General features: G+C 67.8%; 22 protein-coding genes. 13 read left to right on the top strand and 9 right to left on the bottom strand.

Translation table 11 applies throughout. The features are described from left to right. The first annotated feature begins 11 nt into the window (after positions 1–11). The 4 genes from AC1DNG_RS08320 (at position 12) to cycA (ending at position 3,509) form a co-directional block, all read left to right on the top strand. Positions 12–599: an RNA polymerase sigma factor gene (locus AC1DNG_RS08320; RefSeq protein ID WP_476887112.1), complete on the top strand. Its 588-nt coding sequence runs from the start codon at positions 12–14 to the stop codon at positions 597–599. Then, entirely contained in the window at positions 596–1,189 is a 594-nt protein-coding gene (locus AC1DNG_RS08315; protein ID WP_230008642.1) for an anti-sigma factor, read from the top strand. Before AC1DNG_RS08320 ends, AC1DNG_RS08315 begins: the two co-directional genes overlap by 4 nt. Further along, positions 1,186–1,608 carry a hypothetical protein gene (locus AC1DNG_RS08310; protein WP_476887111.1) on the top strand — a complete coding sequence of 141 codons (423 nt, stop codon included), beginning with the start codon at positions 1,186–1,188 and terminating at the stop codon, positions 1,606–1,608. The genes AC1DNG_RS08315 and AC1DNG_RS08310 overlap by 4 nt, the downstream gene beginning before the upstream one ends. A 386-nt stretch (positions 1,609–1,994) precedes the next feature. Then, a complete protein-coding gene (cycA, locus tag AC1DNG_RS08305; protein ID WP_476857008.1) occupies positions 1,995–3,509 on the top strand; it encodes a D-serine/D-alanine/glycine transporter in 1,515 nt (504 codons plus the stop codon). Between the two features lie 161 nt (positions 3,510–3,670). On the opposite strand, the gene AC1DNG_RS08300 is transcribed toward cycA, so the two are convergent. Both AC1DNG_RS08300 and AC1DNG_RS08295 read right to left on the bottom strand, forming a co-directional pair. Continuing rightward, complete coding sequence (locus AC1DNG_RS08300; RefSeq protein ID WP_476849810.1) at positions 3,671–5,119, bottom strand: MFS transporter; 1,449 nt, start codon at positions 5,117–5,119, stop codon at positions 3,671–3,673. A gap of 91 nt (positions 5,120–5,210) precedes the next feature. Next, positions 5,211–6,242, bottom strand: a complete 1,032-nt coding sequence (locus AC1DNG_RS08295; RefSeq protein ID WP_476887158.1) for an Lrp/AsnC family transcriptional regulator — start codon at positions 6,240–6,242, stop codon at positions 5,211–5,213. Positions 6,243–6,446: 204 nt separating this feature from the next. On the opposite strand from AC1DNG_RS08295, the gene AC1DNG_RS08290 reads away from it, so the two are divergent. Beyond that, positions 6,447–7,715 (top strand): M20 metallopeptidase family protein, encoded by a 1,269-nt coding sequence (locus tag AC1DNG_RS08290; RefSeq protein ID WP_476857010.1) that lies wholly within the window; start codon positions 6,447–6,449, stop codon positions 7,713–7,715. Between the two features lie 23 nt (positions 7,716–7,738). Then, on the top strand, positions 7,739–9,028 hold the full coding sequence (locus AC1DNG_RS08285; protein WP_476887110.1) for an MFS transporter: 1,290 nt from the start codon (positions 7,739–7,741) through the stop codon (positions 9,026–9,028). Positions 9,029–9,115: 87 nt separating this feature from the next. On the opposite strand, the gene AC1DNG_RS08280 is transcribed toward AC1DNG_RS08285, so the two are convergent. Then, positions 9,116–10,351, bottom strand: coding sequence for an MFS transporter (locus tag AC1DNG_RS08280; protein ID WP_476871858.1), 1,236 nt, complete (start codon positions 10,349–10,351; stop codon positions 9,116–9,118). A gap of 172 nt (positions 10,352–10,523) precedes the next feature. On the opposite strand from AC1DNG_RS08280, the gene trmB reads away from it, so the two are divergent. Both trmB and AC1DNG_RS08270 read left to right on the top strand, forming a co-directional pair. After that, positions 10,524–11,480, top strand: a complete 957-nt coding sequence (gene trmB / locus AC1DNG_RS08275) for a tRNA (guanosine(46)-N7)-methyltransferase TrmB (RefSeq protein WP_476857012.1) — start codon at positions 10,524–10,526, stop codon at positions 11,478–11,480. A gap of 102 nt (positions 11,481–11,582) precedes the next feature. Beyond that, positions 11,583–12,389: a DUF1206 domain-containing protein gene (locus AC1DNG_RS08270; RefSeq protein ID WP_476857013.1), complete on the top strand. Its 807-nt coding sequence runs from the start codon at positions 11,583–11,585 to the stop codon at positions 12,387–12,389. A 56-nt stretch (positions 12,390–12,445) separates the two neighbouring features. Here AC1DNG_RS08270 and AC1DNG_RS08265 read toward each other — a convergent pair whose 3' ends face one another. Continuing rightward, the gene (locus AC1DNG_RS08265) at positions 12,446–13,129 is read right to left on the bottom strand and encodes an anti-sigma factor family protein (RefSeq protein WP_476857014.1); all 684 of its coding nucleotides are present in this window, start codon (positions 13,127–13,129) and stop codon (positions 12,446–12,448) included. Then, positions 13,126–13,635, bottom strand: a complete 510-nt coding sequence (locus AC1DNG_RS08260) for a sigma-70 family RNA polymerase sigma factor (protein WP_026538160.1) — start codon at positions 13,633–13,635, stop codon at positions 13,126–13,128. The genes AC1DNG_RS08265 and AC1DNG_RS08260 overlap by 4 nt, the downstream gene beginning before the upstream one ends. 186 nt (positions 13,636–13,821) lie before the next feature. Here AC1DNG_RS08260 and AC1DNG_RS08255 point away from each other — a divergent pair, with 186 nt between their 5' ends. Further along, the gene (locus AC1DNG_RS08255) at positions 13,822–14,349 is read left to right on the top strand and encodes a COG4315 family predicted lipoprotein (protein ID WP_476857016.1); all 528 of its coding nucleotides are present in this window, start codon (positions 13,822–13,824) and stop codon (positions 14,347–14,349) included. Positions 14,350–14,511: 162 nt separating this feature from the next. Here the strand turns inward: AC1DNG_RS08255 and AC1DNG_RS08250 are convergent, their stop codons facing one another. Then, the gene (locus tag AC1DNG_RS08250; protein ID WP_476857017.1) at positions 14,512–15,456 is read right to left on the bottom strand and encodes a DMP19 family protein; all 945 of its coding nucleotides are present in this window, start codon (positions 15,454–15,456) and stop codon (positions 14,512–14,514) included. Positions 15,457–15,652: 196 nt separating this feature from the next. Here AC1DNG_RS08250 and AC1DNG_RS08245 point away from each other — a divergent pair, with 196 nt between their 5' ends. Continuing rightward, entirely contained in the window at positions 15,653–19,057 is a 3,405-nt protein-coding gene (locus tag AC1DNG_RS08245) for a DEAD/DEAH box helicase (RefSeq protein ID WP_476857018.1), read from the top strand. Positions 19,058–19,093: 36 nt separating this feature from the next. Here AC1DNG_RS08245 and AC1DNG_RS08240 read toward each other — a convergent pair whose 3' ends face one another. Continuing rightward, entirely contained in the window at positions 19,094–19,570 is a 477-nt protein-coding gene (locus AC1DNG_RS08240) for a hypothetical protein (protein WP_476887109.1), read from the bottom strand. A gap of 9 nt (positions 19,571–19,579) precedes the next feature. After that, positions 19,580–21,532 (bottom strand): primary-amine oxidase, encoded by a 1,953-nt coding sequence (locus AC1DNG_RS08235; RefSeq protein WP_476857020.1) that lies wholly within the window; start codon positions 21,530–21,532, stop codon positions 19,580–19,582. 118 nt (positions 21,533–21,650) lie between these two features. On the opposite strand from AC1DNG_RS08235, the gene AC1DNG_RS08230 reads away from it, so the two are divergent. From AC1DNG_RS08230 to AC1DNG_RS08220, 3 genes are all read left to right on the top strand, one after another. Next, the gene (locus AC1DNG_RS08230; RefSeq protein WP_476887108.1) at positions 21,651–22,241 is read left to right on the top strand and encodes a TetR/AcrR family transcriptional regulator; all 591 of its coding nucleotides are present in this window, start codon (positions 21,651–21,653) and stop codon (positions 22,239–22,241) included. Between the two features lie 123 nt (positions 22,242–22,364). Beyond that, complete coding sequence (locus tag AC1DNG_RS08225) at positions 22,365–23,336, top strand: AraC-like ligand-binding domain-containing protein (protein WP_476857021.1); 972 nt, start codon at positions 22,365–22,367, stop codon at positions 23,334–23,336. A gap of 547 nt (positions 23,337–23,883) precedes the next feature. Then, complete coding sequence (locus AC1DNG_RS08220) at positions 23,884–24,144, top strand: hypothetical protein (RefSeq protein ID WP_476887107.1); 261 nt, start codon at positions 23,884–23,886, stop codon at positions 24,142–24,144. Between the two features lie 147 nt (positions 24,145–24,291). On the opposite strand, the gene AC1DNG_RS08215 is transcribed toward AC1DNG_RS08220, so the two are convergent. Beyond that, the gene (locus AC1DNG_RS08215) at positions 24,292–25,761 is read right to left on the bottom strand and encodes an APC family permease (RefSeq protein WP_476887106.1); all 1,470 of its coding nucleotides are present in this window, start codon (positions 25,759–25,761) and stop codon (positions 24,292–24,294) included. Between the last annotated feature and the right edge of the window lie 168 nt (positions 25,762–25,929).

The following is a 25,929-nucleotide window of genomic DNA, read 5'->3' as shown; positions in this document are numbered from 1 at the left end:
GAGATAAGCGCGTGACTGGTTCACCTTCGGCGCCGCATCAACTGGACCTCGTACCGGACGCCCTGCTGGTGGGTCGGGCCACCGACGGCGACACCGCCGCTTTCGAGGCGCTGGCCCGACGGCATGGCCCCGTTATGCGGGCCTGCGCCCGCCGCCTGACCGGCTCCCTCGCCGATGCCGACGACGTAGTGCAGGAATCGCTGATGCAGGCCTGGAAGCAGCTCGACACCCTGCGCGATGGGGACGCCGTGAAGGGCTGGCTGCTGCGTATTACCGGCAGCCGCAGCATCGACCACCTGCGCCGGCGAAGAAACCATTCGGACCTCGGCGATCTCCACCACGGGCTGGAGGCTGGTGCGGGCGCCGCTCACAGGGACCACCCCGAACACGCCGCCCTGAGCGGTTCCCGGATGGACGCGCTCAAGACCGCGCTGGCCGCCCTGCCCGAGGAACAACGCCGCTGCTGGGTGCTGAAGGCGTTCAATGACCAGAGCTATGAGGAAATTGCGCAAACCTTGAACATCAGCACTGCCAGCGTCCGCGGCCGCCTTTCCCGGGCACGCATCACTCTGGCCCGCGAAATGGAGGACTGGCGATGAGCACCCCTGGCGAGACTCTCGGCTGCGGGCACAACCTGGCAGACCTGAGCGAATACCTGGACACCGGACGGATCGGCGATCCCGGCCACCTTGAGGACTGTCCCGAATGCCAGTCCGGGCTGGCCTCGCTGCGCAGGCTCGCGGCCCTCGGCAATGAACTGCTCGACGCCGACACCGCCGCGGCCGGCAACGGCAGCGACGACTGGATGAAGACCATTCTGGACAACCTGCACCTGGAACTGCGGCCGGGCAGGAACATTCCCCTGCGCGCCGACACACCCGGCGACCTCCTCACCGAGACAGAGGGCGCCATATCGGCGCTGATCCGCTCTGTTGCGGATTCCCTGCCCGGCACCGCTGCCGGAAAATGCCGCCTGTACGGGGACGTCACCGAGCCGGGGGCCCCCATCACCATCGGCGTCGACCTCGCCGTCGTCTACGGGCATCCCTTGGAACAGCGCGCCACCGCGCTTCGCTGGAAGTTGGCCACGACCCTGGCCCTGCAGACAGAACTGAACATCACGGCGATCGATGTCACGATCACCGACGTTTTGGAGCCCGGCAATCCAGACCCAGAGGAGACGCCATGACCCAGCCCTTGCCTCCCGGGCACGGCACACCTGCGGCACTGCCCGACGCCGCGCTGCCGGCCGAGCTGCCCGACGCTGCGCTGCCGGCCGAGCTGCGGGCGGTCATCGAGGCCGTTCACGGCGTGACGGCGGTGTATCCGGCGCGACCGCTCTGGCAAACGATCGCGGGCGCGGCCCGGTCGGCCGTGACCGGAGAAGCGCCGCCGGCTGTTGACGTCATCGATTCCGGTGCCGGCGCGACACCTTCGACCGTGAGGACGCGCATCGGCGTGAGCGGGGCGTACCCGGCCCCGGAGGTGGCCCGGGCCGTGGCCGCGGCGGTGCGGCGGCACTTCAGCCCGCACCCTGTGAATGTCCACGTTGGCATCGTCCAGATCGGCATCGACCAGGTTTCAGAAGCCCCGCCGCGCAAAATATGACAAAAGACAGCGGACGACAACTGAAGCTAAGATGATCGACAGCTGTCGAACCCGCCCACGGGCGGGTGATCTGCGCCAATGCGATTCGGAGCCCGCAGCGGGCGGGCGTGCCCGCGTCGCAATTTTCCCTAGGGCCCGGCGAAAGATGAGGGTCCCGGACCGGCTCCCGCGCCTTCCGGGAGCTTCGTCCCGCCGGGAGCGCGGCGGCACTCCACCGACCAGACGGTCCACCTACGCGGACCGACGTGACAACAGGGACCACGAAATACCGGCCCTAACCTTGATCTACCCGCCAAAACTGTTACCTCCGTCACACTCTGACGGATCCGTGCGGCCCGCACTGTGGAACCCCCGCCGGCGACCGCCTGTGACAAGGAAGAAGCCTCATGTCTGAACGCACCACCACGGCCGCTCCGGCCACTGCAGAATCTGACATTGCCCAAACTGGAACTGCCGCCTCCGCCAACGGTGACTCCGGGAACCGCGAACCGCACCTCGCCCGGGCCCTCGGCAACCGCCACATCCAGCTGCTCGCCATCGGCGGCGCGATTGGCACCGGCCTGTTCATGGGATCCGGGAAGACCATCTCGCTCGCCGGCCCCTCCGTCATCTTCGTCTACATGATCATCGGCTTCATGCTGTTCTTCGTGATGCGTGCCATGGGCGAGATCCTGCTCTCCAACCTGAACTACAAGTCCTTCAGCGACTTCGCCGGTGACCTCCTGGGGCCGTGGGCCGGCTTCTTCACCGGATGGTCCTACTGGTTCTTCTGGGTGGTCACCGGGGTGGCGGACATCGTCGCCATTTCCGGCTACGTGGACAAGCTCGCTCCCGGCACGCCCCTGTGGATCCCCGCGCTGCTCACGCCCGTGGTCTTGATCCTCCTGAACCTCCCCACCGTGAAGGCGTTCGGTGAAGCGGAGTTCTGGTTTGCCATCATCAAGGTGGTCGCCATCGTGGCCCTGATCGTCACCGGCGCGGTCATGATCGCCACCCACTTCACGTCCCCGAACGGCGCAGAAGCCAACCTCGCCAACATGTGGAACGACGGCGGCATGTTCCCGCACGGCATGTTCGGCTTCGTCCTCGGCTTCCAGATCGCCATCTTCGCTTTCGCCGGAATCGAACTGGTGGGCACCGCCGCCGCCGAAACCAAGGACCCGGAGAAGAACCTGCCGCGCGCCATCAACTCCATCCCGGTCCGCGTCCTCCTCTTCTACGTGGGCGCTCTGGTGGTCATCATGGCCGTCAATCCGTGGCGCACCATCGACCCCGCCAGCAGCCCGTTCATCGGCATGTTCACCCTCGCCGGGCTGGGGATCGCCGCGGTGGTCATCAACCTTGTGGTCCTGACCTCCGCCGCCTCCAGCGCCAACTCCGGAATCTACTCAACCTCCCGGATGGTCTACGGCCTCGCCCAGGACGGGAACGCGCCCAAAGCGTTCGGAAAGCTCAGCGTCCGCAAAGTACCGCAGAACGCGCTGCTGTTCTCCTGCATCTTCCTGCTGGCCGGCCTGGTCCTGCTCTATTCCGGCGACTCCGTGATCGGCGCGTTCACGGTGGTCACTTCCGTGGCGTCCGTGCTGACCATGTTTGTGTGGTCCATGATCCTGGTCAGCTACATCGTCTTCCGCCGCCGCCGGCCGGCCCTGCACGAGGCTTCGTCCTTCAAGATGCCCGGCTCCGCCTTCATGCCGTACGTCGTGCTCGCGTTCTTCGTGTTCATGCTGGTGGCCCTGGGGCAGGCCGACGACACCCGGCTGGCACTCTTCGTGGCGCCCGTGTGGTTCCTGCTGCTGGGCGCGGCCTGGCACTTCAACCGCAAGTCCCCGCTGCAGCAGGCCCGGATTGTGGAATGGAAGGCCGTCCGCTCGCAGGAGGAAGCCCGCGCGGCTGCCTGATCCCCGCGCGGAAACAAGCGAGCGCTGAAACAAAGGAGCGCTGACGCACAGGAGCCCCGGCCGGATCATCCGGCCGGGGCTCCTGTGCAGTGCTTGTTATGGTGCAGTGCGCGTCATGGTGCAGCGCCGCTAAGGTGCAGTGCCGCTAAGGTGCAGTGCCGCTACGCGCGTTTGGTGACGGCGGCCGGGGCGACGGCGACGCGCGGCGCGACGGCCACGGCGGCGGTCCCGATCACCGCCGTCAGCGCGAACACTCCGGCAAACGACGCCGACGGCGCCGCCGTCGCGAACGCTGCGAACACGATCCCGGTGCCGGCGAGGGCCAGGGCGCCGCCGAGGGAATCCGAAATGGACATCGCCGAACTGTTGAAACCCTCGGTGTCCTTGGTGGAGAGTGCCAGGGTCATGACGCTCAGCCGCGGATACATCAGGCCCATGCCGCCCCCGGCGAAGATCCATCCCGCGATCGCGACCGCGGCCGGCCAGGCCAGCACCGTGGTCACGAGGGCCAGGACGACGGCGCCAAGGACCAGGGCCGATCCGATCCGCACCGCCCTCCTGTGCTCCAGCCGGGTCCCCAGCCGGCCCTGGATGGCCGACGCAGCAGCCCAGGCGATGGCGCCGCCGGTGAGCGTGAGGCCAGCAAACGTCGGGGCGAAGGCGTAGCGTTCCACGAGCAGGTACGGCAGGTAGACCTCGGCGCCGAAAAACGCCGCGGATGCCAGGCCGCGGGTCAGGATCACGCTCGGCAGGCCGCGCCGGGCGGTCAGCGTTCCGCGCGGCATGAGGGGACGGACGGCCAGGAGCGCGACGGCGACGGCGGCCGCCGCCAGCACCCCGCCGGCGACCGGTACCGCGGCGGACAGGTTCAGGCCCAGCACGGCGAGCGCTGCCAGCGCCGCCAGCGCCAACTTGGCAAGGCCTCCCGGCCGGCCGCGGGACCCTGGCTCAGCGGCCGGGGAATCTCCGTCGGCGCCCGTGCTGCCGTTCAGGCCGCGCAGGGCCGGGGCCGTCAGGAGCAGGGCCGGCACCACCAGTCCGACCACACCGAGAAAGACCCACTGCCAGCCGGCCAGTTGGGCCACGGCGCCGGCCGCGAACGGTCCCACGAGGGACGGGATGACCCAGGCCGCGGAGAAGGCTGCGAAAATTTTCGGATGCAGGACCGGCGGGTAGACCCGGGCAATCACCACGTAGAGGGCCACGGTAAGCCCGCCCCCGCCGAGTCCCTGCACCAGCCGTCCGGACACGAGGACCGGCATGGTTCCGGCTGTACCGGCGATGAGCAGGCCGAGCACGAACATGCCCACTGCGGCCAGGAGCGGCGCCACCGGCCCCTTGCGGTCCGACCAGCTGCCCGCGGCCACCATGCCGATCACCCCGGTGGCAAGCGGCCCGGCGAAGGCCAAGGCGTAGAGTCCCGCACCGTCCAGTTCCCGGCTGACGAGCGGCATGATGGTGGTCACCGCCAGGGACTCGAAGGCCGCCAGGAACACAAGCGCGCAGGCGCCGAGGGTCACCAGCAGGTAGCTGCGGTGGAAGATGCCGGCCGATTCCGGGACGGCTTTCGGACGGGATTCCTGGTGATGGGGCGGGTCGGTCTGGGGCACGTGCCACAGCTTACAACCGGACCCTCACAGCCCGCCCGCCTGTGGGCCTATCAGCTGGCCGGTGGGCCCATCAGCTGCCGGTCCGCCGCCGTCAGCACGCCTCGTCGAACCCCTGGGCAGGAACCACGACGGCGCCACTGGCCCTGGAGTCCGGGTTCAGCATCCAGCCCACACGCTTGACGGTGCTCAGCATGACGACGCTTTCCACGAGCTCGATCCCGGGCACTTTTTGCTGCAGCGCCACCTCGATGTTCATGACGTCCGCCAGGGACTGCAGCCACATGATAATCACGAAATTCGTGGGCCCCGTGGTGGAGGCGCTGAGCCGGACGTTCCGCATGGTCCTCAGCTCGGCGGCGGCTGCCTCGTGCCGCCCGGCGGGGACGTTGACGAACCATTGGCAGGTCACGGGGAAAGCGGAGAGTTTCTGGGCCACCTCGCACCGGAATGACAGGATGCCGCTGGCGAGCACACGGTTGAGCTGGCGCTGGACGGTGGCCGGGTGCCTGCCGAGGCCGCGGGCAATGTCCGCCGCCGTGGCCCGCCCGTCCCTGGCCAGGAACGGCAGGAGCGCCAGATGGCTGTCCGGCAGCGCCTCCCGGGCGGCAGCCTGGGCAACCCCGGTGGCCTCGGGGCCGGCCAACGCCCGCACGGCGGCCTGCTGCGCGCGGCTCAACACGTTCAGCCGCCAGGAGCCGCCGCTCGCGTGCAGCCTGGTGCACAGGGCGGTCTGATATTTGAGGAGGCCGTCAATCTCCTTCAGCCGGGAGATGACTTTCAGGCTGAAATCGTCCAGCGAGGGCGTAATGACGGTCAGCATGAGGTCCCGGTGGCTGGCCGCCTCCTCCACCGTGACGATTTCCGGCATCTCGGCGAGCCTGGCGGTGACCTCCTCGCGCCGGTGCATTTCGCAATCCACGGCGACGAATGCCAGGCACATTTGCTGGGGGTCACCGATCAGGTGGGCGGTGATCCAGGACACGCCAGAGTCCAGCAGCCGCTCCCACCGGGCGGCCAGGGTGGTGGCGTGCACGCCCAGCACCTGGGCCGCATCCGCCCAGCTCAGCCGCGGGGCAATCTGCAGGACGTTGATCAGGGCGAGATCGTCCTCGCTGAGTTCCATCATTTATCCCTTCATCCATGCACGAAACCTGCGGCAACAGTCTATTCGTGCATTTTTTCTGCCCTTCGGGCGGGTGTGAACTGTGTCACTTGAGAATAGACGCAGGACGTCCCCGCCGGACGTGAACCAAGGAACTTCGAAAAACAAGCCAGTCGCCAGCCAGGCGATTTTCGACAAACGACAAACGACAAACAAGGAGAACACGTGCCGATCACCGCAGATGCCCGGGAAATGCAGACGGACCTTGCCCGGCTCCGCCACGAACTGCACCGGGAACCCGAGATCGGCCTGGCGCTGCCCCGCACCCAGGAGAAGGTGCTCAAGGCCCTGGACGGGCTTCCCTACGAGATCACCCTGGGCCAGGAGACGACGTCGGTCACCGCAGTACTGCGGGGCCAGGGGCCCGGGACCGAAGGGGGCTCGCGCCCGGCGGTGCTGCTGCGCGCTGACATGGACGGCCTGCCGGTGCAGGAGAAGACGGGCGTGGACTACACGTCCAGGATCGACGGCGCCATGCACGCCTGCGGCCACGACCTGCACACCTCCATGCTGGCAGGGGCCGCCACCCTCCTGGCCGAACGCCGGCACCAGCTGGCCGGCGACGTCGTCCTGATGTTCCAGCCCGGCGAGGAAGGCTTCGACGGCGCGAGCCACATGATCCGCGAAGGCGTGCTGGATGCCGCCGGCCGGCGTGTGGACGCCGCCTACGGCATGCACGTGTTTTCCGCCCTCGAACCGCACGGCACGTTCTGCACCAAGCCCGGCGTCATGCTGAGTTCCTCCGACGGCCTGGTGGTCACCGTGCTCGGCGCCGGCGGTCACGGCTCGGCCCCGCACTCGGCCAAGGACCCCGTCACGGCGGCCGCCGAGATGGTCACTGCCCTCCAGGTCATGATCACCCGCCAGTTCAACATGTTCGACCCCGTAGTCCTCTCCGTGGGGGTCCTCCAGGCCGGCACCAAGCGCAACATCATCCCGGAAACCGCGCGCATCGAGGCCACCATCAGGACCTTCTCCGAGGAAGCCCGGCAGAAAATGATGGACGCCGTGCCGCGGCTGCTGAAGGGAATCGCGGCGGCACACGGCCTGGACGTCGACGTCGACTACCAGCAGGAGTATCCGCTGACCATCACGGACGAGGACGAAACGCACACCGCGGAGAACGTCATTGCGGGCCTGTTCGGCGACTCCCGGCTCTCCCGCTGGGCCACCCCGCTGAGCGGCTCCGAAGACTTCTCGAGGGTTCTGGCCGAGGTCCCCGGCACGTTCATCGGGCTGAGCGCCGTCCCCCGGGACACCGACCATGCCACCTCCGCGTTCAACCACTCCCCGTACGCCACGTTCGACGACGGCGTGCTGGCTGACGGCGCCGCACTCTACGCCGAGCTCGCCATCTCAAGGCTGGCCGCACTCGCGGCCGCCGACGCTCCTGCCGCGGCCAACACGGTTGCCGCCGCCTCCGCCCTTTCCTAACCCGCACCCCGAGGGAGAAGACCATGACTGCAGCCACGATCACGCCGGCGGCAACCCGAACATCCACCCGCAAGACGCTCGTCGGCACCGGCATCGGCAATGCCGTCGAATGGTATGACTGGGCCATCTACGCCACGTTCACGCCGTTCATCGCCAGCCAGCTTTTCAGCAAGTCGGATCCTGCGTCCGCGGTGCTGTCCACCCTGGCGATTTTCGCCGTCGGCTTCGTTGCCCGCCCTTTCGGCGGCTTCCTGTTCGGTTGGATCGGTGACCGGATCGGCCGGAAGGCTTCCATGACCCTGGCCGTGGGGCTGGCGTCGGTGGGCAGCCTGATGATCGGCATCGCGCCGACGTTCGCGGCCGTCGGCGTCTGGGCATCGCTCACGCTCCTGGTGGCGCGCCTGATCCAGGGCCTGGCCCACGGCGGCGAGCTGCCGTCGTCGCAGACGTACCTGTCCGAAATGGCGCCGAAGGAACACCGCGGCTTCTGGGCCACCCTGATCTACACCTCCGGCACCGTGGGCATCCTGTTCGGAACCCTGCTCGGTGCCGTACTGAACATGACGCTGAGCACCGAACTCATGAACGCGTGGGGCTGGCGCATCCCGTTCCTGATCGGCGCGGCCATGGGTCTCTACGCGCTGATCATGCGGTCCCGGCTGCACGAAACGGACGTCTTCGAGGGGGAGGCCGCGACGGAGAAGCGCGCTCCGATCTGGCCGCAGATTGTCCGCCACCGCAAGCAGGCCCTCCAGGTGATCGGCCTGACGGTCGGCCTGACCGTGATCTACTACATCTGGGGTGTCGTCGCCCCCAGCTACGCCACCACCGCCCTGAAGATCGACCGGGGCGAGGCCCTGTGGGCCGGCGTGATCGGCAACATCGTGTTCATCGCGGCGCTGCCCTTCTGGGGCAAGCTGGCGGACCGGATCGGACGCAAGAAAGTGCTGTGGGCCGGTGCGATCGGCGCCGGCATCATGCACTTCCCGATGACCGCCCTGCTCAAGGATTCCGCCTGGCAGCTGGCCGTCAGCATGTCCGTCATGCTGATCTTCATCGCCGCCAGCGCGGCGATCGTCCCGGCCGTCTACGCCGAGCTGTTCCCCACCAGCATCCGCACCGTGGGCGTCGGAGTGCCCTACTCGATCTGCGTGGCCGTGTTCGGCGGAACCGCGCCCTATCTGCAGCAGTGGCTCGGCACCACCGTGCAGATGCCGCAGCTGTTCAATGTGTACGCCGTGCTGCTGCTCGCCATCTCCGCGGCCTGCATCTTCACCATCCCGGAAACCAAGGGCAAAGACCTTACGCTCTGATCCGGTCCCGCCCGGTTGAGCTATCAGCTGTGGCTGTTCTGGAGGGTTCAGGACAGCCACAACTGATAGCTCATCGCATTTAAAACATCAGTCGCCGATGTAGCGGTCGCGCCCGGCCCGGTACCCGAACACCGCTGCGAGAGAGCCCACCAGCATGAACAGCACACCCGCCGCTGCAAAGGATCCGGTGGACTGGTGCAGCTGGCCGACCAGGAGCGTGCCGCTGGAGCCAATCCCGTAGCCCACGCCCTGCATCATCCCGGAAAGGTGGGCCGCGGTGTGCCCGTCCCGGGTGCGGACCATGATCAGCGTCAGCGCGGCGGCGGTCAGGCTTCCCTGCCCCAGGCCGAGCAGCCCGGTCCACAGCCACAGGAGTTCCACAGGCCCGAAGATGCTCAGCGCGAAGCCACCGCCGGTCATGAGCGCCACCACCGTGTTGAGAGCACGCTGGTCCCGGAACCTGGTGGCCAGCGCCGGCGCGAACAGCGAGCCCAGCATCTGCAGCGCAATCGAGGCCGAGACGATCAGGCCGGCCGTGCCGCCGTCCACCCCCCGTTCGCGCAGGATCGGCGCCAGCCAGGCGAAGACGCTGAAGGACATCATGGCCTGCAGGACCATGAACCCGGTCACCTGCCAGGCCACGGCGGAACGCCAGACGTTGACGCCTCCGGCCGGCCGCGCCGCCCCGCCGGGACGGGCCCGGAGCGCCGGCGGCAGGAACAGCAGAAGGACGACGCCGGCCGGCAACGCCCAGAACCAGAGCGCCGCCGTCCATTCCCCGCTCGCGCGGAAGACCGGGAACGTGAAGCCGGCACCGAGCGCGGCCGAGGCACAGATCGCCGTGGTGTAGAGGCCGCCCATGAGGCCCAGGCGATGCGGAAAGTCACGCTTGACCACGCCCGGCAGCAGCACGTTGCACAGTGAAATCGCGGCCCCGCACGCGGCGGTCCCGGCGAGCAGAGCCGGAAGGTGGCCGGCCGCCGGCAGCTCCAGGGGCCGCAGCAGCAGCCCGGCGGTGAGCACCGCCATGGCACCGAGCAGCACCCGTTCGGCCCCGAACCGGCGTGCCAGCCCAGGGGCGAGCGGAGCGAACACCCCGAGCAGCGTCACCGGGACGGTGGTGAGCACCATGACCGCCCAGGCCGGAAGCCCGGCGTCGGCCGTCACCTCCGGCAGTACCGCAGCGAAGCTCGAAAACACTGTGCGGAGGTTCAGCCCGATCAGGACCAGGCAGATCCCCAAATACGCGAGCTGCCGGCGGCCGGCAGCGCGCGGCGGCCCGACGGGGCCGTCCCGGAGAACGGCGCCGGCCGAATGGTCCAACTCGTCAGTTTTCCCAGCTGAGGTCACCCGCCCCATTCTTGCAGGCCCGCGTCTTCACCCCTTCCCTTCAATCCTTCCTCCGTGGCCGGCCCCTTCTCCGCGGCCGGCCCGCCGGGGCGGCCGCGGGATCCCCGGGCGGCCCGGCCCGGCGAACTCAACTATTCTGGAAGGGATGAGCGAATCCCCAGAATCCCCCGGCCTGCAGGCAAACCCGGAGTCCGGCGTCCCGGACCAGAGCCAGTTGCCGCGCCCCGTGACCCCCGGCAGCCAGGCCTCGTTCGGCACCTATGGGGGCCGCCCGGTCAGCTTCGTGCGCCGCGGCACGCGCCTTCAGGGCCGACGCCAGGCGGCCTGGGAGGAACACGCAGACCGTTGGGCGGTTGAGGTCCCCCGCCATGTCGCCAACACCTCCGTCCACCCGGACTATGTGTTCGACGCAGAGGCCGAATTCGGCCGCACGGCTCCGCTGGTTGTCGAGATCGGCTCCGGGCTGGGCGACGCCGTTTGCCACGCCGCGGAACAAAACCCGGACAAGGACTTCCTGGCCGTGGAGGTTTACACCCCCGGCTTGGCCAACACCTTGATCAAAATCAACAGCCGCGGTCTGAGCAACGTGCGGGTGGTCGAGGCGAACGCCCCTGAGGTGCTCGCAACCATGCTCCCGGCTGGCTCCGTCACGGAACTATGGGTGTTCTTCCCGGATCCATGGCACAAGTCCCGGCATCACAAGCGCCGCCTCATTCAACCGGCGTTCGCTGATCTCGCAGCCCGGGCCATCAGGCCCGGCGGCATCTTCCGGATCGCGACCGACTGGTCCAACTACGCCGTTCACGTCCGCGAGGTCATGGCGGGCTCGGCGGAGTTCGAGAACCTGCACGAGGGCGAGCGCGCCGGCGCGGACAGCCCCCTGACCCAGGTGTGGGAATCCGGCGTCGAGTCCCGCGTGGGCGGAGCACCGGTCAAGGAAGGCCGGGCGCCGGTCAGCACCGAGCACACCGGACCCAACGAGGGCGTCGACGGGACCGGCGGGTGGGCGCCGCGGTTTGAGGGCCGTATTCTGACCAGTTTCGAAAACAAGGCGCACGAAGCCGGCCGCCTGATCTTCGACCTCAGCTACCGCCGGATTTAGGCACCACGGCGCGCGGGTACCTTTTGTTGAGCGGCTTCGCGTGGCACGATTACGGAACGAACCACGCTGGGTAGTACTAAGGAAACGATCATCAAACGAGAATTGAACGACGCTGCTGACGTCGCCGAGGACGTCACCAATTCGAAGCCCCTCGAAATCGCAGCGCGGGCCGGGTTCGCCGTGTCGGGGTTGCTGCACTTCCTCATCGGGCTGGTCGCGATCCGGCTTGCCATGGGCGGCCAGGGCCAGGCCGATGTCAGCGGCGCGGTGGAAGAGCTCGCCGGGCAGCCAGCGGGGCCGTTGCTGCTCTGGACGTCGTTTGCCGCCTGCGTGGCGCTGGCCATCTGGCAGGCGTCCGACGCCATTTTCGATTTCGGGCACCTGCCGACCAAGAAAAAGGTCGGCAAGAAACTCAAGGCGGCCCTGCAGGCCGTGGTGTACACCGCGTTCGCCCTGACGCTCGCGTCGGTCGCCACCGGGGCCGGCTCCGACAACCGCGAGTCGACGTCCGATATGACCGTAAACCTCATGAAGGCACCGGGAGGCGTCGCACTCCTGGTGATCATCGGCGCCGCGGTAGCCGTCACCGGGATCGTCTACGCGATCCGCGGCTTCAAGAAGTCCTTCGTCAAGTACCTGCGGATGCCGTCCCAGCCGCAGGCGCGCACCGCAGTGACGGTGATCGGCATGGTGGGCTACGTTGCCAAAGGCTTTGCCCTGCTGCTGGTGGGCCTACTCATCATCATCGCCACGGTGAAGGCACACCCCGAAGAGTCAACCGGGCTCGACGGCAGCCTGAAGGCCCTGCGGGAGCAGCCGTTCGGCGTGTACTTGCTGGCCGCAGTGGGCGTAGGCCTGATCTGTTACGGCATCTACATGGCAGTGCGGGCCAAGCTCGCGAAGATGTAGGCCCGCGTCGGTTTCCATGTCCCGGACCGGACGGACCGCCGCGCCCCACCAGTGGGCTACCCCTGGGGCACGGCGATGACAGCTACGGTCTGCTGCTGCTCATCGCGCATCTCGACACTGGCGATCCTGGCCAGCTGCACGGGCGTCGCCCCGGTGATCCGGACTCTGCCGGTGGGCGTCGCCGTCCACGCGCAGGCGCGGTCCACTCCGCCGTCACGGTCCTTTACCCAGAGTGAGAGGGTCCCGGCGACGGGCAGGCTGCGGCCGTCCACCGCCAGTTCGGTGCCCCAGGTTTTCTTGACGAGCCCCACCGTGACCTCCAACCCGCTGCTGGCCGCAACGGAATAGCTCGCGTCCGGTTTGGCGGGTTGGTTCAGCACCGGACCAGCCAGGATCCCCAGCCCCAGGCATGCGGCGGCCGCCGCGGCCACCGCCGACGTCCACCGGCGCCGCACCTTCCGGCGTCGGGCGGCGAGCTCGTCCAGGAGCCGGTTTGGGACAGGTTCGCGTTCCGGCGGGATCAGCGCGCGGTCCCGGGCGGCCGCCGCCGCGGCGGTGAGCGCGACGGCGTCGGACACCGGGATCGCGTCCAGCAGCGCGGGGAGGCTGGCAAGTTCGTCCAGCTCCTGGCGGCAGTGGGCGCACACCGCAAGATGCTGCTCGAAGGCCGCGGCTTCGGCCGGCTCCAGGCCGCCGAGCAGGTACGCGCCGAGGAAGTGATGCAACTCGGTCCCGTTCACTGCTGCACCCCCATTTCGTCGAGGATCGTCCGTAGGGCCCGGACGGCGTAGAACGCCCGGGACTTCACCGTGCCGCTGGGGATCTTCAATTGGGCGGATGCCTCCTGGACTGTGTAGCGGCGGTAGTGGAGCGCAACAAGGACTTCGCGGTGTTCCGCGCTGAGCCGCAGCAACGCCTCTTCCATCAGCACCTTGTTGAGCAGCTCGTCAATGCGCCCGGCGCCGACGCCGCCTTCCGGGAGGGCCTGGACATCGCGGTCGCCGGCTTCCTGCGGCCGCCTTTGGGCCTTGCGGTAATTGTCGATCATGATGTTGCGGGCCGTCCGGAACAGGTAGCTGCGCAGGCTGCCTGTGATCTGCGGCGCCTGCTGCCAGACCCGCAGCACCGTCTCCTGGACGACGTCGTCGGCGAGCTGAGGATCCCGGGAGACGCTGAGGACAAAGCGTTTCAGGGCCGTTCCGTGGTCGCGGTAAATCGCAGCTACGACGTCTTCGTCCAGCGGCATTGCCCACCTCCCGGAAATTCGTGCTCTGCCCCTCTACGACGTACGGGCAGGCCCAATAGTTCAGTGTGCCCCAGGACAGCCCGACACGAACATGTCGGTTCCGCCATGAACCATTCCGCTCTCCATGGCGTCGTATCTCGTAGCGCCGGCCTCCGAGTTGGGCTGGCTCGAGTCTAGGAGCAGCAAATGAAGAAGCATCTCAGCATTGGCTTGTCCGCGTTCGCTCTGGCCGCCCTCCTGTCCGGCTGCGGCGGCGGAACGACCACGACGCCGACGTCGGCGGCACCGGCCACGTCGGCTCCCGCAGAGTCCAGCGCGCCGGCGAGTTCCGCGCCGTCGTCCATGGCCGCGGCGGAGCTCTCGGTAGGCGACTCCAAGGCGGGCCAGATCGTGGTGGCCGACCAGGGACTGAGCGTCTATTTCTTCACCAAGAACACGAAGGATTCCGGGAACAGCGTCTGCACCGGCGCGTGCCTGACGTCGTGGCCCGCTGTCACGTCGACGACGGCGACTCCCACAGTTAACGGCGTCACCGGCAAGGTCGGAACCATTCCCACGGCTGACGGAAAGATGCAGGTGACCATCAACGGGATGCCGATCTACTACTACTCCAAGGACCAGGCCGCGGGGGACATCAACGGCCAGGGCGTCGGCGGGGTCTGGTTCCTCGTGTCACCCTCCGGGGAAATGATCACGGCACCGCCGGCCGGGTAGGCTCACCGGCCGCGGATCCGCGGCCGGTCCGCCGGGCAGGAAAACTAAACCCGGCACGGCCGGGCCAGAGTTAGTCGGCACGGGTTGCTCAACACGGCACGGCCGGCGCCTGCATTTGGGGGCAGACGCCGGCCGTACCGGAAAACTGTCGCGGAAGGCCGCCTACGGGCGGGCCTTTTCGAACTCCGCTGACCCTGCGAACTCAACAGCCCCTTCGAAGTCAACAGCCTCTTCGAACTCCACAGCCGCGAGGATTTCCTGGGTCCGCGGATTGAGCATGAAGGCCTCGTCGTCGTCCTCCAGCATGAGGAATTCGCCCTGTTCCGTGGTGAAGTGCCAGGCCAGGGTGGTCTCCCCGTTGTGCTCATAATTCGGATCGCCCATGGTGATCCGCACCAGGCTGTGGCCCGCGAGGGCGCACAGCTCGCGGATGATCTGCTCGAACTCCGGCGCGTCCAGGAGCGCCTCCTCCGCGGCTGCCGCCTGGCGCTCCGCGAGGTCGGAAAGCCGGGCCACCCGCCCGGCAATGTGGGCGTCGAGGTCGTCGTCGGAAAGGACCAGCAAGTCCTCCTGGCCGCGCAGCCACGCGGCATTCAGCGCAGCGATGTCCTCTGTTGCGAGGATCGACTCGAATTCCCCGTCCAGTTCTTCGATGCGCCGAACGGCGTCGGAGACCCCGTCGCCCGGTTCGTCTTCCTCTGTGCTTCCGGCGGCCCAGCCGCTGCCGCCGTCGAGGTAGCTGTCGACGTCGGTGTCGGTCAGGGCGCCGAAGGCGGCCACCGTGCGGTTGAAGAGCTCCAGGTGCGCGGCGGCACCCATGGCCTCCAGGCCTTCCCGGACGTAGGGGTCGACTTCCTCGCGTTCGGGCGCGGTGAACACGTACTGCGCGAAGCCGCCGGCCAGCGCCTGCGTGAGGTAGAAGTCCACGTAGTAACTGCGCAGCGCGGCCGGGGAGATCTCTTCCGTGTCCAGCAACTCCTCGAACATGGCGTTGACCACGTTGACGTTCGCGTCGACAACGTCCTCGTTTCCGCCTTTGAGGCTTTCGGTGGTCAGCACGGTGGGGTAGCTGTGGGCGGACTGGATGGTGGGCTCACTGTGGGTCATGCGGAATCCTTACTGCTGGCGCTGCTGATACTCCGGACCTCTCCACGGTAGGTCCGTCGTCACGGCCGGCGGCCGAGCCCCGGTTGAACGTCAGGCGAAGTTTAAGCGGCGCTTGTGCTGGCGGCGGCGAAGTTCCGGGGTCCCGACCGGCTCGGTAAGATGGATCAGATGACCACCTGCCGAAAGTAGCGCGCACATGCCATCCCATCCGGACGAGAGTGCGGCACTGGCAATACAGACTCCCGCGATCAACGACCGCTCCCTCGCGGCCGGGCTCGCCTACGCCATGGGGAGCCGCGTTTCCGGGATCTCCTTCGACGCCGCCACAGGCCTGCTGCTGGGCAAGGTGCGGGGCGGTTCCGACGTGCCCTATTCCACGACGGCGAAGCTGGTCCGGAAGGCGGGCGGCTGGAGCTGCACGGTGGGCGTCTGCAGCTGCCCGGTCCGCAAGGACTGCAAGCACGTGGCGGCCCTGCTCTTCGCGGCCGAAGACAACCCCGCCACCAGGATGCAGCTGCTGGCCCCCGCCGAGGGCACGCGGCTGTCCCGCCAAAGCGCGCCACCGGAAATGGCCGACTGGGAGCAGGCCCTTAGCCCCCTGATCGCCCACCCGGGGATCACGCCGTCCGCCAACGGCACCCCGCTGGCGCTCCAGTTTGACGTCGAGGAACCCGCCCCGCACTTTTCCTACACGGGCCGCCGCGACCCGCTCCGCAGCGTCCGCCAGCTCAAGGCACGCCCCGTCATCATGGGCGCCAAGGGCAAGTGGATCCGCGGCGACGTCTCCTGGAGCACACTGAGCTACCTGAACTACCGGCGCGAATGCAACGAGGCGCACGTCGAGTGGATGCAGGAATTCCTCGCCTCGCACACCGCTGTGGCAAACCGCCAGCACTCCGGCACCGGACTGTGGCTGGGACTGAACACCTACGCCGGCAAGAACCTGTGGAGCCTGCTGTCCCAGGCCCAGAAAATCGGCGTCGCCCTGGTGCACAGCCGCGGCACGGAGCCGGTGCGCCTGGTCGAGCAGCCTGCCGCCGTCGGGCTGAACCTGGCACGGATCGGCACCGGCGGGGACGACGGCGGTCTCGAGCTCGCGCCGACCATCACGGTCGAAGGTGAGGTGGTGGATCCGGCGTCGGTCGGGACCATCGGCCGCCCGGCGCACGGAATCTTCCTGGCGTCCGGCGGCGGCGCCCTGCCCGGTACCGCCCCCGCCGACCCCGTCATCACCCTCGCCCCGCTGGAAAGCGGTCTCAGCGAGGAACTGCTGACCTTCGTCACGGGCGGGACCACCCTGCACATCCCCGCACGGGACGAAAGCCGCTTCCTGACCGGGTTTTACCCCAAGCTCAAGCAAACCGCCCGGGTTACCGCCTCCGACGAGTCGGTGGAACTGCCCACGCTCGCCGTCCCCACCCTGTCCCTGCTGGCCAATTACGGGGCCGACCACCGGGTCCGGCTGCATTGGGAATGGCACTACACGTCCGGAAACCTCGTCACGGCGCAGCCGCTGTGGCGGCACCCGGGCGATCACGGCTACCGGGACGACCCGGCCGAGGCTCGCATCCTCGAGGCGGTCGGGCAGCCCTGGGACGTCGTGCCGGCCCTGGGCGAATCCGCGACCGGCGGCTGGGGCACGCCGCGCCTGGCTGCAACGGCAGAGCTGACCGGACTGGACACCCTCGCCTTCACCGAGGACGTGCTCCCCCGGCTCCGGGACCTCCCCGACGTCTCCGTGGATACCTCCGGCGAGATTGCGGACTACCGCGAAGCCGACGAAGCCCCGGTGGTGGCGATCTCCACAAAGGCGACGGACAGCCGCGACTGGTTCGATCTGGGCATCGTCATCACCCTGGAGGGCCAGCCGGTTTCCTTCGCGGCACTGTTTTCCGCCCTCGCCGCCGGCCAGACCCGCATGCTGCTCCCCAGCGGGGCGTACTTCGCGCTGGATCTGCCGGAGCTGCACCAGCTGCGGGCCCTGATCGACGAGGCCCGCTCCCTGCAGGACAACCCCGGCGACAAGGACGCCCCGTTGCAGATCAGCCGCTTCCAGGCCGGGCTGTGGGACGAGCTCGCACACCTGGGCATCGTGGATGAACAGGCCGCGGCGTGGCGCGAGTCCGTGGGCGGTCTCCTCGAAGGTGGCATCAAGGGCCTTCCGCTGCCCGGGTCGCTGAACGCCGAGCTGCGCCCGTACCAGTTGGAGGGCTTCAACTGGCTGAGCTTCCTGTACCGCCACGGCCTCGGCGGCGTGCTGGCCGACGACATGGGCCTGGGCAAGACCGTCCAGGCCCTCGCACTGATCTGCGCCGCAAAAGACGCCGCCGCAGGCGATGAAGCCGGGCCCGGGTCCGGGGCCGCCCCGTTCCTCGTCGTCGCCCCCACTTCCGTGGTGGGCAACTGGGAGGCGGAAACGGCACGGTTCGCGCCCGGGCTCAGCGTGCGCGCCATCGGCGAAACCTTCGCCAAGAGCGGCTCGCACCCGGCCGAGGCGATGGCCGGAGCGGACATCATCATCACCTCCTACGCCCTGTTCCGGATCGACTACGAGGCCTACGCCTCCCAGACCTGGGCCGGGCTGGTCCTGGACGAGGCGCAGTTCGTCAAGAACCACCAGTCCAAGGCCTACCAGTGCGCCCGCAAACTGCCCGCCGCCTTCAAACTCGCCATCACCGGCACGCCGCTGGAGAACAACCTGATGGAGTTCTGGGCACTGACCTCGATCGTGGCTCCCGGGCTCTTTTCCAGCCCCAAACGGTTCGCCGAGTATTACCAGAAGCCGGTGGAGAAGAACGGTGACAAGGGGCAGCTGGACAAGCTCCGGCGGCGCGTCCGGCCGCTCATGATGCGGCGCACCAAGGAACAGGTCATCAGTGACCTGCCGCCCAAGCAGGAGCAGATCCTGGAAGTCGTGCTGAACCCGCGGCACCAGAAGGTCTACCAGACCCACCTGCAGCGGGAGCGCCAAAAGATCCTGGGCCTGATTGAGGACGTCAACAAGAACCGGTTCACCATCTTCCAGTCGCTGACCCTGCTCCGGCAGCTGAGCCTGGATCCCTCGCTGATCGATCCCTCCCTGTCCGGGGTGCGCTCCAGCAAGCTCGATGTCCTGTTCGAGCAGCTCGCGGACCTGGTGGCCGAAGGGCACCGGGCCCTGATCTTCAGCCAGTTCACCGGTTTCCTGGGCAAGGTCCGGGAGCGCCTGGTCGAGGAGAACATCGAGTTCTGCTATCTGGACGGCGGCACACGCAACCGCACCGACGTCGTGAACGAGTTCAAGAACGGCGCCGCGCCGGTGTTCCTCATCAGCCTCAAGGCCGGCGGCTTCGGCCTGAACCTCACCGAGGCCGACTACGTGTTCCTGCTGGACCCGTGGTGGAACCCGGCATCGGAGGCCCAGGCCGTGGACCGGACCCACCGGATCGGCCAGGCCCGGAACGTCATGGTCTACCGGCTGGTCGCCAAGGACACGATCGAGGAGAAGGTCATGGCGCTCAAGGCGAAAAAATCCCAGCTCTTCGCCGACGTCATGGAAGGCGACGCACTCACCGGCGGCGCCCTGACGGCGGAGGACCTGGCGGGGCTGTTCAACGACTGACGCTGACCAACCCGGAAGCAGCGCTTCAGCTGCGCTTCAACCAAGATACGGCCGACCGGGGTCCGCCCGCAGCCGGGCCAGCAGCGTCGCGGCGATTAGCGCCGTCGTCATTTCCAGCGCGATGACTGCCAGCAGCGCCCCGGAGCCCGACGGCGCCGCACCGGCGCCGCCGGCCCCTGCGGCCACTGCGGCGGTTCCATGGTGACTGTGGCCCGTGCCGCCGGCTCCCGTGCCGAGGAGCAGGACCGCGTGAACCGCGGTCATGGCCAGCGCCGCGGCCATCACCTGGCGAAGGGCCCTGAGCCTGCCGTGGCGCCAGATGTGCACGGCGCACGGCAGGCACACTGCCCCCATGGCGAGCATGAGCACGTTCAGCCAGGCCCCGTGCTGGTTCCCGGCGGCCAGCCACAGATGCGCGAGGCACGACGCCGCGGTCACGGCGGCGCAGATCCGGGAATGGAAGACGACGCCGGCGGGGCCGGCCCGGCGGCCCAAGCTGGCTGCGACACTCACGGCGTCGGCCTAGCTGTGGCAGTGTGCGCCGGCGTCGCCATCGCCATGGCAGCCAGAGGACTGTTGAGCGTTGGCCGGCACGTCCAGCACGGGGCTGCGGTCGAAGAAGCCCTCGGGCCGGAGCTTGAAGCCGACCGTGTCCACTGGCATGATGGGCCAGTCCTCCGGACGCGGGAAGTGGGTCAGGCCGAAGGTGTGCCACACCACGATGTCCTGGCCGTCGATGTCGCGGTCCTGGGCAATGTAGGCCGGCAGGCCTGCTCCCCCGGCGTGCTGGTTGACGAAGTCGCCCGTGGGGTACCGCTCCTCCTCCGCGAACCGCGTGACCCACAGGTCCTTCGTGGCAAAGGCGGCGCGCCGGGCGATGGAGGACTCCGGGTCTGCCAGGAGAGTGGGCTGGCCCTGGGCATGCAGCTTGTAGCCCACGGGATCGCCCAAGCGGTTGCGTGATTCCGGGTTGGAAATGATCCAGGTCCGGCCGCTGCGCGCGTCGGCTTCCCGGACGGCTTCCGACTCGCGCGCCAGGACAGTCCGCTTCCGTGAGAACGCGTTGCCGCGTTCGTTGCCCTCGCCCATTCCCTGGCGGACCACATCCTCTTCCTCGACCCGGTTGGTGAGGCCGTCGACCGCCATGTCCAGCCGCGCGCTGAACAGGTGCTGGTGGTACGGGGCGCCCAGGCCCGGAGCCAGTTGGGAGATATTGGCCGAGCCGCCTTCGGGGTAGGCGGAGGTGAAGACCACGCCGGTGGCCTTGGCCTCGAACTCGATGGTGCCGTCGAGGTAGAGGTACCAGTAGAAGCCGTAGTCGTAGTTACCGATGGTGGTGAAGAACGAGATCACCAGGCGGCGGTTGCGGCGGGTGTAGTTGATGCCCGTCCAGAGGTCGCTGTGCTTGGCCAGGATCCCCCAGTCTTCCTCGTGCATGCAGATGCCGTTGCGGATCTCGCGGGGGTTGCCGAAGGCGTCGCTGATGACGGGGCTGAGGTAGGTGATCTCGCCGAGGCAGTCGCAGCCCAGTTCCAGGGAGTTGGCGTACTGGCCCACGAGGTATTCGCCGGTGTCGAAGTAGTTCTGCCACGACCGGATCGGCGACGGGTCCCCGTACGGGACCACCATTTCGGCGATCGATGCGCGGTTGATGATGGGCCGCAGGCGGTCGCCGTCCTGGAAGGCAAGGTTGTGCAGCACCACCCCCTCGCGGACGTCGAAGCCGACGTCGAGGCTCCATTTTTCCCATTCGACGTGGTTGCCGCCGGTGACCGTGAAGCTGGGCCCGTCCGGCTGCGTGATGTTGATGGGCTTCTGCGTGGTGCGCAGCGGGCCGGTGAGCTCCGGATCGGTGTAGTTGCCGTGCTCCGCGGGAATCGGGACGGCGCCGGTGTCCAGCACCTGCGTCACTTCCTGGCTCACGACGTCGACATAGGCCACGAGTCCGTCCACCGGGTGCGCCCAGGCGCTGTCCTCGGGGAAGTCCTGCACGAAGGCCAGGCCTCGCAGGATCCGCCGGCCCCTTTCCTCCGGGTACTCGAAGACGCCGGCGGACAGCGGGGCAACGCGGACCTTGCTGACGTCCAGACCGCGGCTGGCGAGGGCCTTGAGCCAGCGCTCGTCCGTGGCCAGGAGCTGTTCGACGACTTCGAATTCCTCCTCGAGCACCGGGAGCTCGCCGGTTGCCGCCGTGTCCAGCTCGACGGCGGAAACCACCGTGCCGCTGGAGACCGAAACGGTCACATCGGCCGGCCTTCCCCCTGCGGCATCGTGCAGGAAGACCCGGAACCGGCGGTCCTCACTTTCGGCCGGCGCGTTCCGGGCGGGGTCCAGCAGACCGAGGTACGCGATGCGCCGGGTCCCGCCCAGCAGTCCCGCGGCACGCAGGATGCCCTGGACCGCGGTGATTTCGGCGCCCGTGGCCAGGCTGTAGGGGCTGTAAGGGGTGCGGGTGTCAGTTTGTGCGGTCATCATGACGGCCTTCGTTCGGTGACCCTGGCGGGTCAGAACTTTATTTTCTATAGTTGTAGAGAATACGGAAATGTAAGCTGTGCCACAAGAGTCCGACGCAAAATATTTGGGGAGCTGTCCGGTGCCAAAGATTGTCGACCACGACCAGCGGCGGCTTGAACTCGTCGACGCCACGTGGCGGATCATCGCCCGGCTCGGGATTGAAAGTGCCACCATGCGGGAAATTGCCCTCGAGGCAGGCTTCGCGAACGGCGCCCTCAAGCCCTACTTCCCCACCAAGGATGACCTGCTGACCTTCGCGTTCGGGCACGTCTTCAACCGCACCAACCAGCGCATCGCTGGAGTCACCGCGGGGCAGGCCGGGCTGGCGGCCCTGCGGTCGTTTTGCGTCGAGGTGCTGCCGCTGGATGAGGAGCGGATCAACGAGGCCCGGATTGTCATCCCGTTCTGGCAGAAGGCCATCAATGACCCTGGCAAGGCCCGGATCCACCGGGATTCGATGGAGCAGTGGCTTGCGGCGATGCGGCGGTACCTTGCCGAGGCGCGGCAGGCCGGCGCCGTCACCACCGCCGTCGACGACGCCGCCCTGGCCGGGCAACTGCTTAACCTCCTTCTCGGCGCGCAGATTACGGCGGCACTCACCCCGGAAGGCCAGGTGGAACTCGGGCTGAACGAGCAGCTGGAGGGCTTCCTGACCCTGCTGGCCTGCTAGGCCCCAGGCAATCTTTATTCGCCGAGCGTCGAAAAAAGATGACATCGGCGGGCCGCGCCGCTACCCTGAAAGGACTGTGTCCCATGACACATTCCAAGAATTACGACGGCGTCAGGATCTTCGATGACTGCAGTTGCAACCCGCCCAGTGGCCAGCCCCGCCGGACAGCATGTCCTCACCAGCACAGCAGAATCTTTCGACCACTGGAGGCACCTGGTCGCGGAGTCCTTCGTTCCCCTGGCCGCCTCGAGCGCCGATGCGGACAACTTCCGCGGCCGCATGCGGGCCCGCAGGCTGGACCGGGTGGCACTCGTCGAGGTCTCCTCCTCGAGCCATGAGGTCCACCGCACGCCGGCGCTGATTGCGCAGTCCAACCAGCGCTATTTCAAGCTCAATCTCCAGCTGCAGGGCACCGGGCTCCTCATCCAGGACAACCGCGAGGCAGTCCTGCATCCGGGGGATCTCTCCATCTATGACACCAGCCGCCCGTACACGCTTGCCTTCGAGGGCGACGCCCGGCTCATGGTGCTGATGTTTCCCGGGGACGCGCTGTCCCTGCCGCCGGACTGCATCGCGCAGCTTTCGGCGCTGCGGATGGCCGCCGACGGGGGCCTCGCCGCGATCGTCGGTCCCTTCATCGCCCATCTCGCCGAGAACCTGGAGGCGCTGAGCGGCCCCAGCGGATCGCGGCTGGCCACCAACGCCCTTGATCTCGTCTCCACGATGCTGCATTCGGAACTGGACATGTCCCCCGACCGTATGAGGCCCCAGGCCCTGTTGGCGGCATCCGTCCGCGAGTACATCGATGCCCACCTGGCCGATCCAATGCTGTCACCGGCGTCCATCGCGGCGGCCCATTTCATCTCCACCCGGCACCTGCACAACGTCTTCCATGAATCCGGGACCACCGTGGCGAGCTGGATCCGGACCCAGCGGCTGGAGGGGGCGCGCCGCGAACTGCGCGATCCGCTCCTGGCCGGAATGCCGGTCGGAGCCGTGGCCGCGCGCTGGGGCTTCCTGGATGCGGCCCATTTCAGCCGCTCCTTCCGTGATGCCTTCGGTGAGTCCCCCAGCGACTGGCGGCGCGGCGCCTGAGCCTGGCCTTCACCCCCTGCCGAGAGCACCTGCCGTCGTCAGCACCCGCCAGCCGGGACTCAGAGGCGCCCCGTCATCAATAGCGGTCGTCAGTGCGCGATTCGTCCTCATGCCGTCCCGCCTTCGGCCGGGCGGGACCGGGTCATGCCGGTTGACGCCAGCCACAACATCTCAGTCCAGTTTTTTCCAAGGGCTATTCCGGACAATACGAGGTGCTCGGACGGCGTTCGCGGCTCCCACTATGCGAACACGTCCAAGCCAGGTTCGGTACGCAAGGCATGGCCTTACCAGGGCTGATGTCAGGGAACAGGTGACGACCAACGGGGGCGCTATGAATCGATCTGCCAAGTCAATGATTTGCGCCGTGCTGTTTACCTGTCTGGCTTTGGTGGCCTGCGGCCCGCCGGAGACGCGACTCTCTTCAGCGGAGACGGCAGCACCCGCTGGTGCAGCCGCATCCGCAAATCCATCCGCGTCCGCCGACCCGGCTGCGTCGTCCGTGGGAACCGTCGATGCGGGCGCGCAACAGCGGGTCAAGAATCTGTGCATGGATCAACTCAAGGCCCAGGCCTCCGGTGCAACCCCCGCGCCGGGCCAGCTGCGCCCCGCCCCGAAAGTCACGCTGGTGAGCGTCAAATATCTTGGAGAGATCAAACAGATCTCGCTTCCGGACAGTGCCTCCGGTTACGAACTCGGCGTCGAATTCGTCTACAAGATCGGACACGATGATTCCAAAACCGCCACGAAATTCTGCCGGGTAAATTTGACCGACTCGACCGTGGACTGGAAATGGACGGCGAGCCCCTAATCAGGGCCTGGACTATCTGTGCCAGCCCGACGTCGAGGGCTCTGAGACTGACACTAAGAGACGGGAGAGGCTCCGCCGGGGAAGCCGGGCGGAGCCTCTCTGCAGTCCAGAAACGCGATACCGCAACTCTGTGCCCAAGGCTGATCGTTAGGCAGTGACCCCTGCGCGCGCGGCCCTGCGCTCCACGGCAATTTCCACCAGCACACCGGCGGTAAACACAATGGGTACGGTCAGCAGCAGGCCCACGGCCGTTTCGGCACTGCCGCCGATCAGAGCGGTGAAGTTGATGATGACGAGGGACAGGACCCAGCCAAGCAGCAGGGTGGCGAGCACCGGTGCCACCGCGGTCTGCCAGAGCTGGCCGGACACCCTTTCCCGCCGGAAGTAGGCGACGACGGCCAGCGAGCAGAGCATGTACAGCACCAGGAGCGCGGCCACGGCCAGCCCGCTGAACCAGGAAAAGAGGGTGAGGACAGGATCCAGGGACAGCACCGCGAACGGCGCCACGAGCAGGAAGGCGACCACGGTCTGGATCCGCGCAGCGACGGCGGGCGCCTTGTGCCGGTTGGTCCGGGCCACTCCGCGGGGCATCGACCCGCGCAGGGCCAGCGAATGGAGGTAGCGGTTGATGCCGTTGTGGAAGGCGATGATGCCGGCCAGCAGGGAGGTCACGAGCAGCATGCCGGTGACCGTTCCGGCCCACGGCCCGAACAGCTCCACCATCGGCGTCAGCACGAACGCGGTGGAATCGCCCGATTCGAGGGCCGCGCCCGCGGCGTCGATGACATGCGAGGGTCCGTAGTAGCTGACCAGCATCCAGGAAATGAAGGAGAAGAAGACCGCGATGACGACTACCGAAAGGTACGTGGCCCGGGCGACCGTGCGGTGGGCGTCCTTGGCCTCGGCCGAGTAGATGGCCGTTGATTCGAAGCCGAACATGGAGGCGACGGCGAACATGATGGCAACGCCCGGGGCGCCTGCGCCGATCGCCGCGGGAGAGAAGGACGCCGCCAGGCTGATCCCCTCCGGCCCGCCGCCCCGCAACAGCACGGTGAAGCCGAACATGAGCAGGATGGCGACCTCCAGACCCACGAGCACCGCCAGGACCCGCGCCCCCAGTTCGATGTTGAGGGAGCCCAGCACTTGCACGCCCGCCATGGTGATGGCGGCCAGAAGCCACCAAGGGACCACCATCCCGGCAGATCCGAGGAGGCCCGAGAATGCCGCGCCGTACAGCCCATACATCGCGGCCTGGACCGTGCTGTACGCGAGGAGCGCGAGCCACGCCGCTCCCGCGCCGACCTTCCGTCCGAAGGCGGCGGTGACATAGGCGTAGAAGGCGCCGTTGGCCTGGATCTTCCGGCTCATGGCCACGAAGCCGACCGCGAAGATCACGATGACGATGCCCACCACCAGATACGCGCCGGGGGCGCCGGCGCCGTTGCCGAGCGCTGCGGCCAGGGGTGATGCCCCGACGATTCCGGTCAACGGCGCCTGGGCTGACAAAACAAAGAAGAGAATGCCCATGACGCCGACGCTGCCGGCACGCAGCGCGGTGGAGTGCTCCGTGCGGTGGCTGGATTCTGCGGTCCGGGAATCTGAATTTGAAATACTCATCGGATCCTTCTTAACGGTCATGAGTCTGGGAGATGGGGTGCGTTGCACCGTGAAATCCAGCATGGCAGGTGGCGCCCGTCACGCTTTTGTCGATTAGCGACCGGTTGTTGTTCCTGAGCGTAGTCAGCACCAGGCCCTGCGCCGGCCGCACGGCGGGCCGGACGGCTT

Source organism: Arthrobacter sp. 01T425 (assembly GCF_056398725.1).
This window is presented reverse-complemented; position numbering and strand designations above follow the sequence as displayed.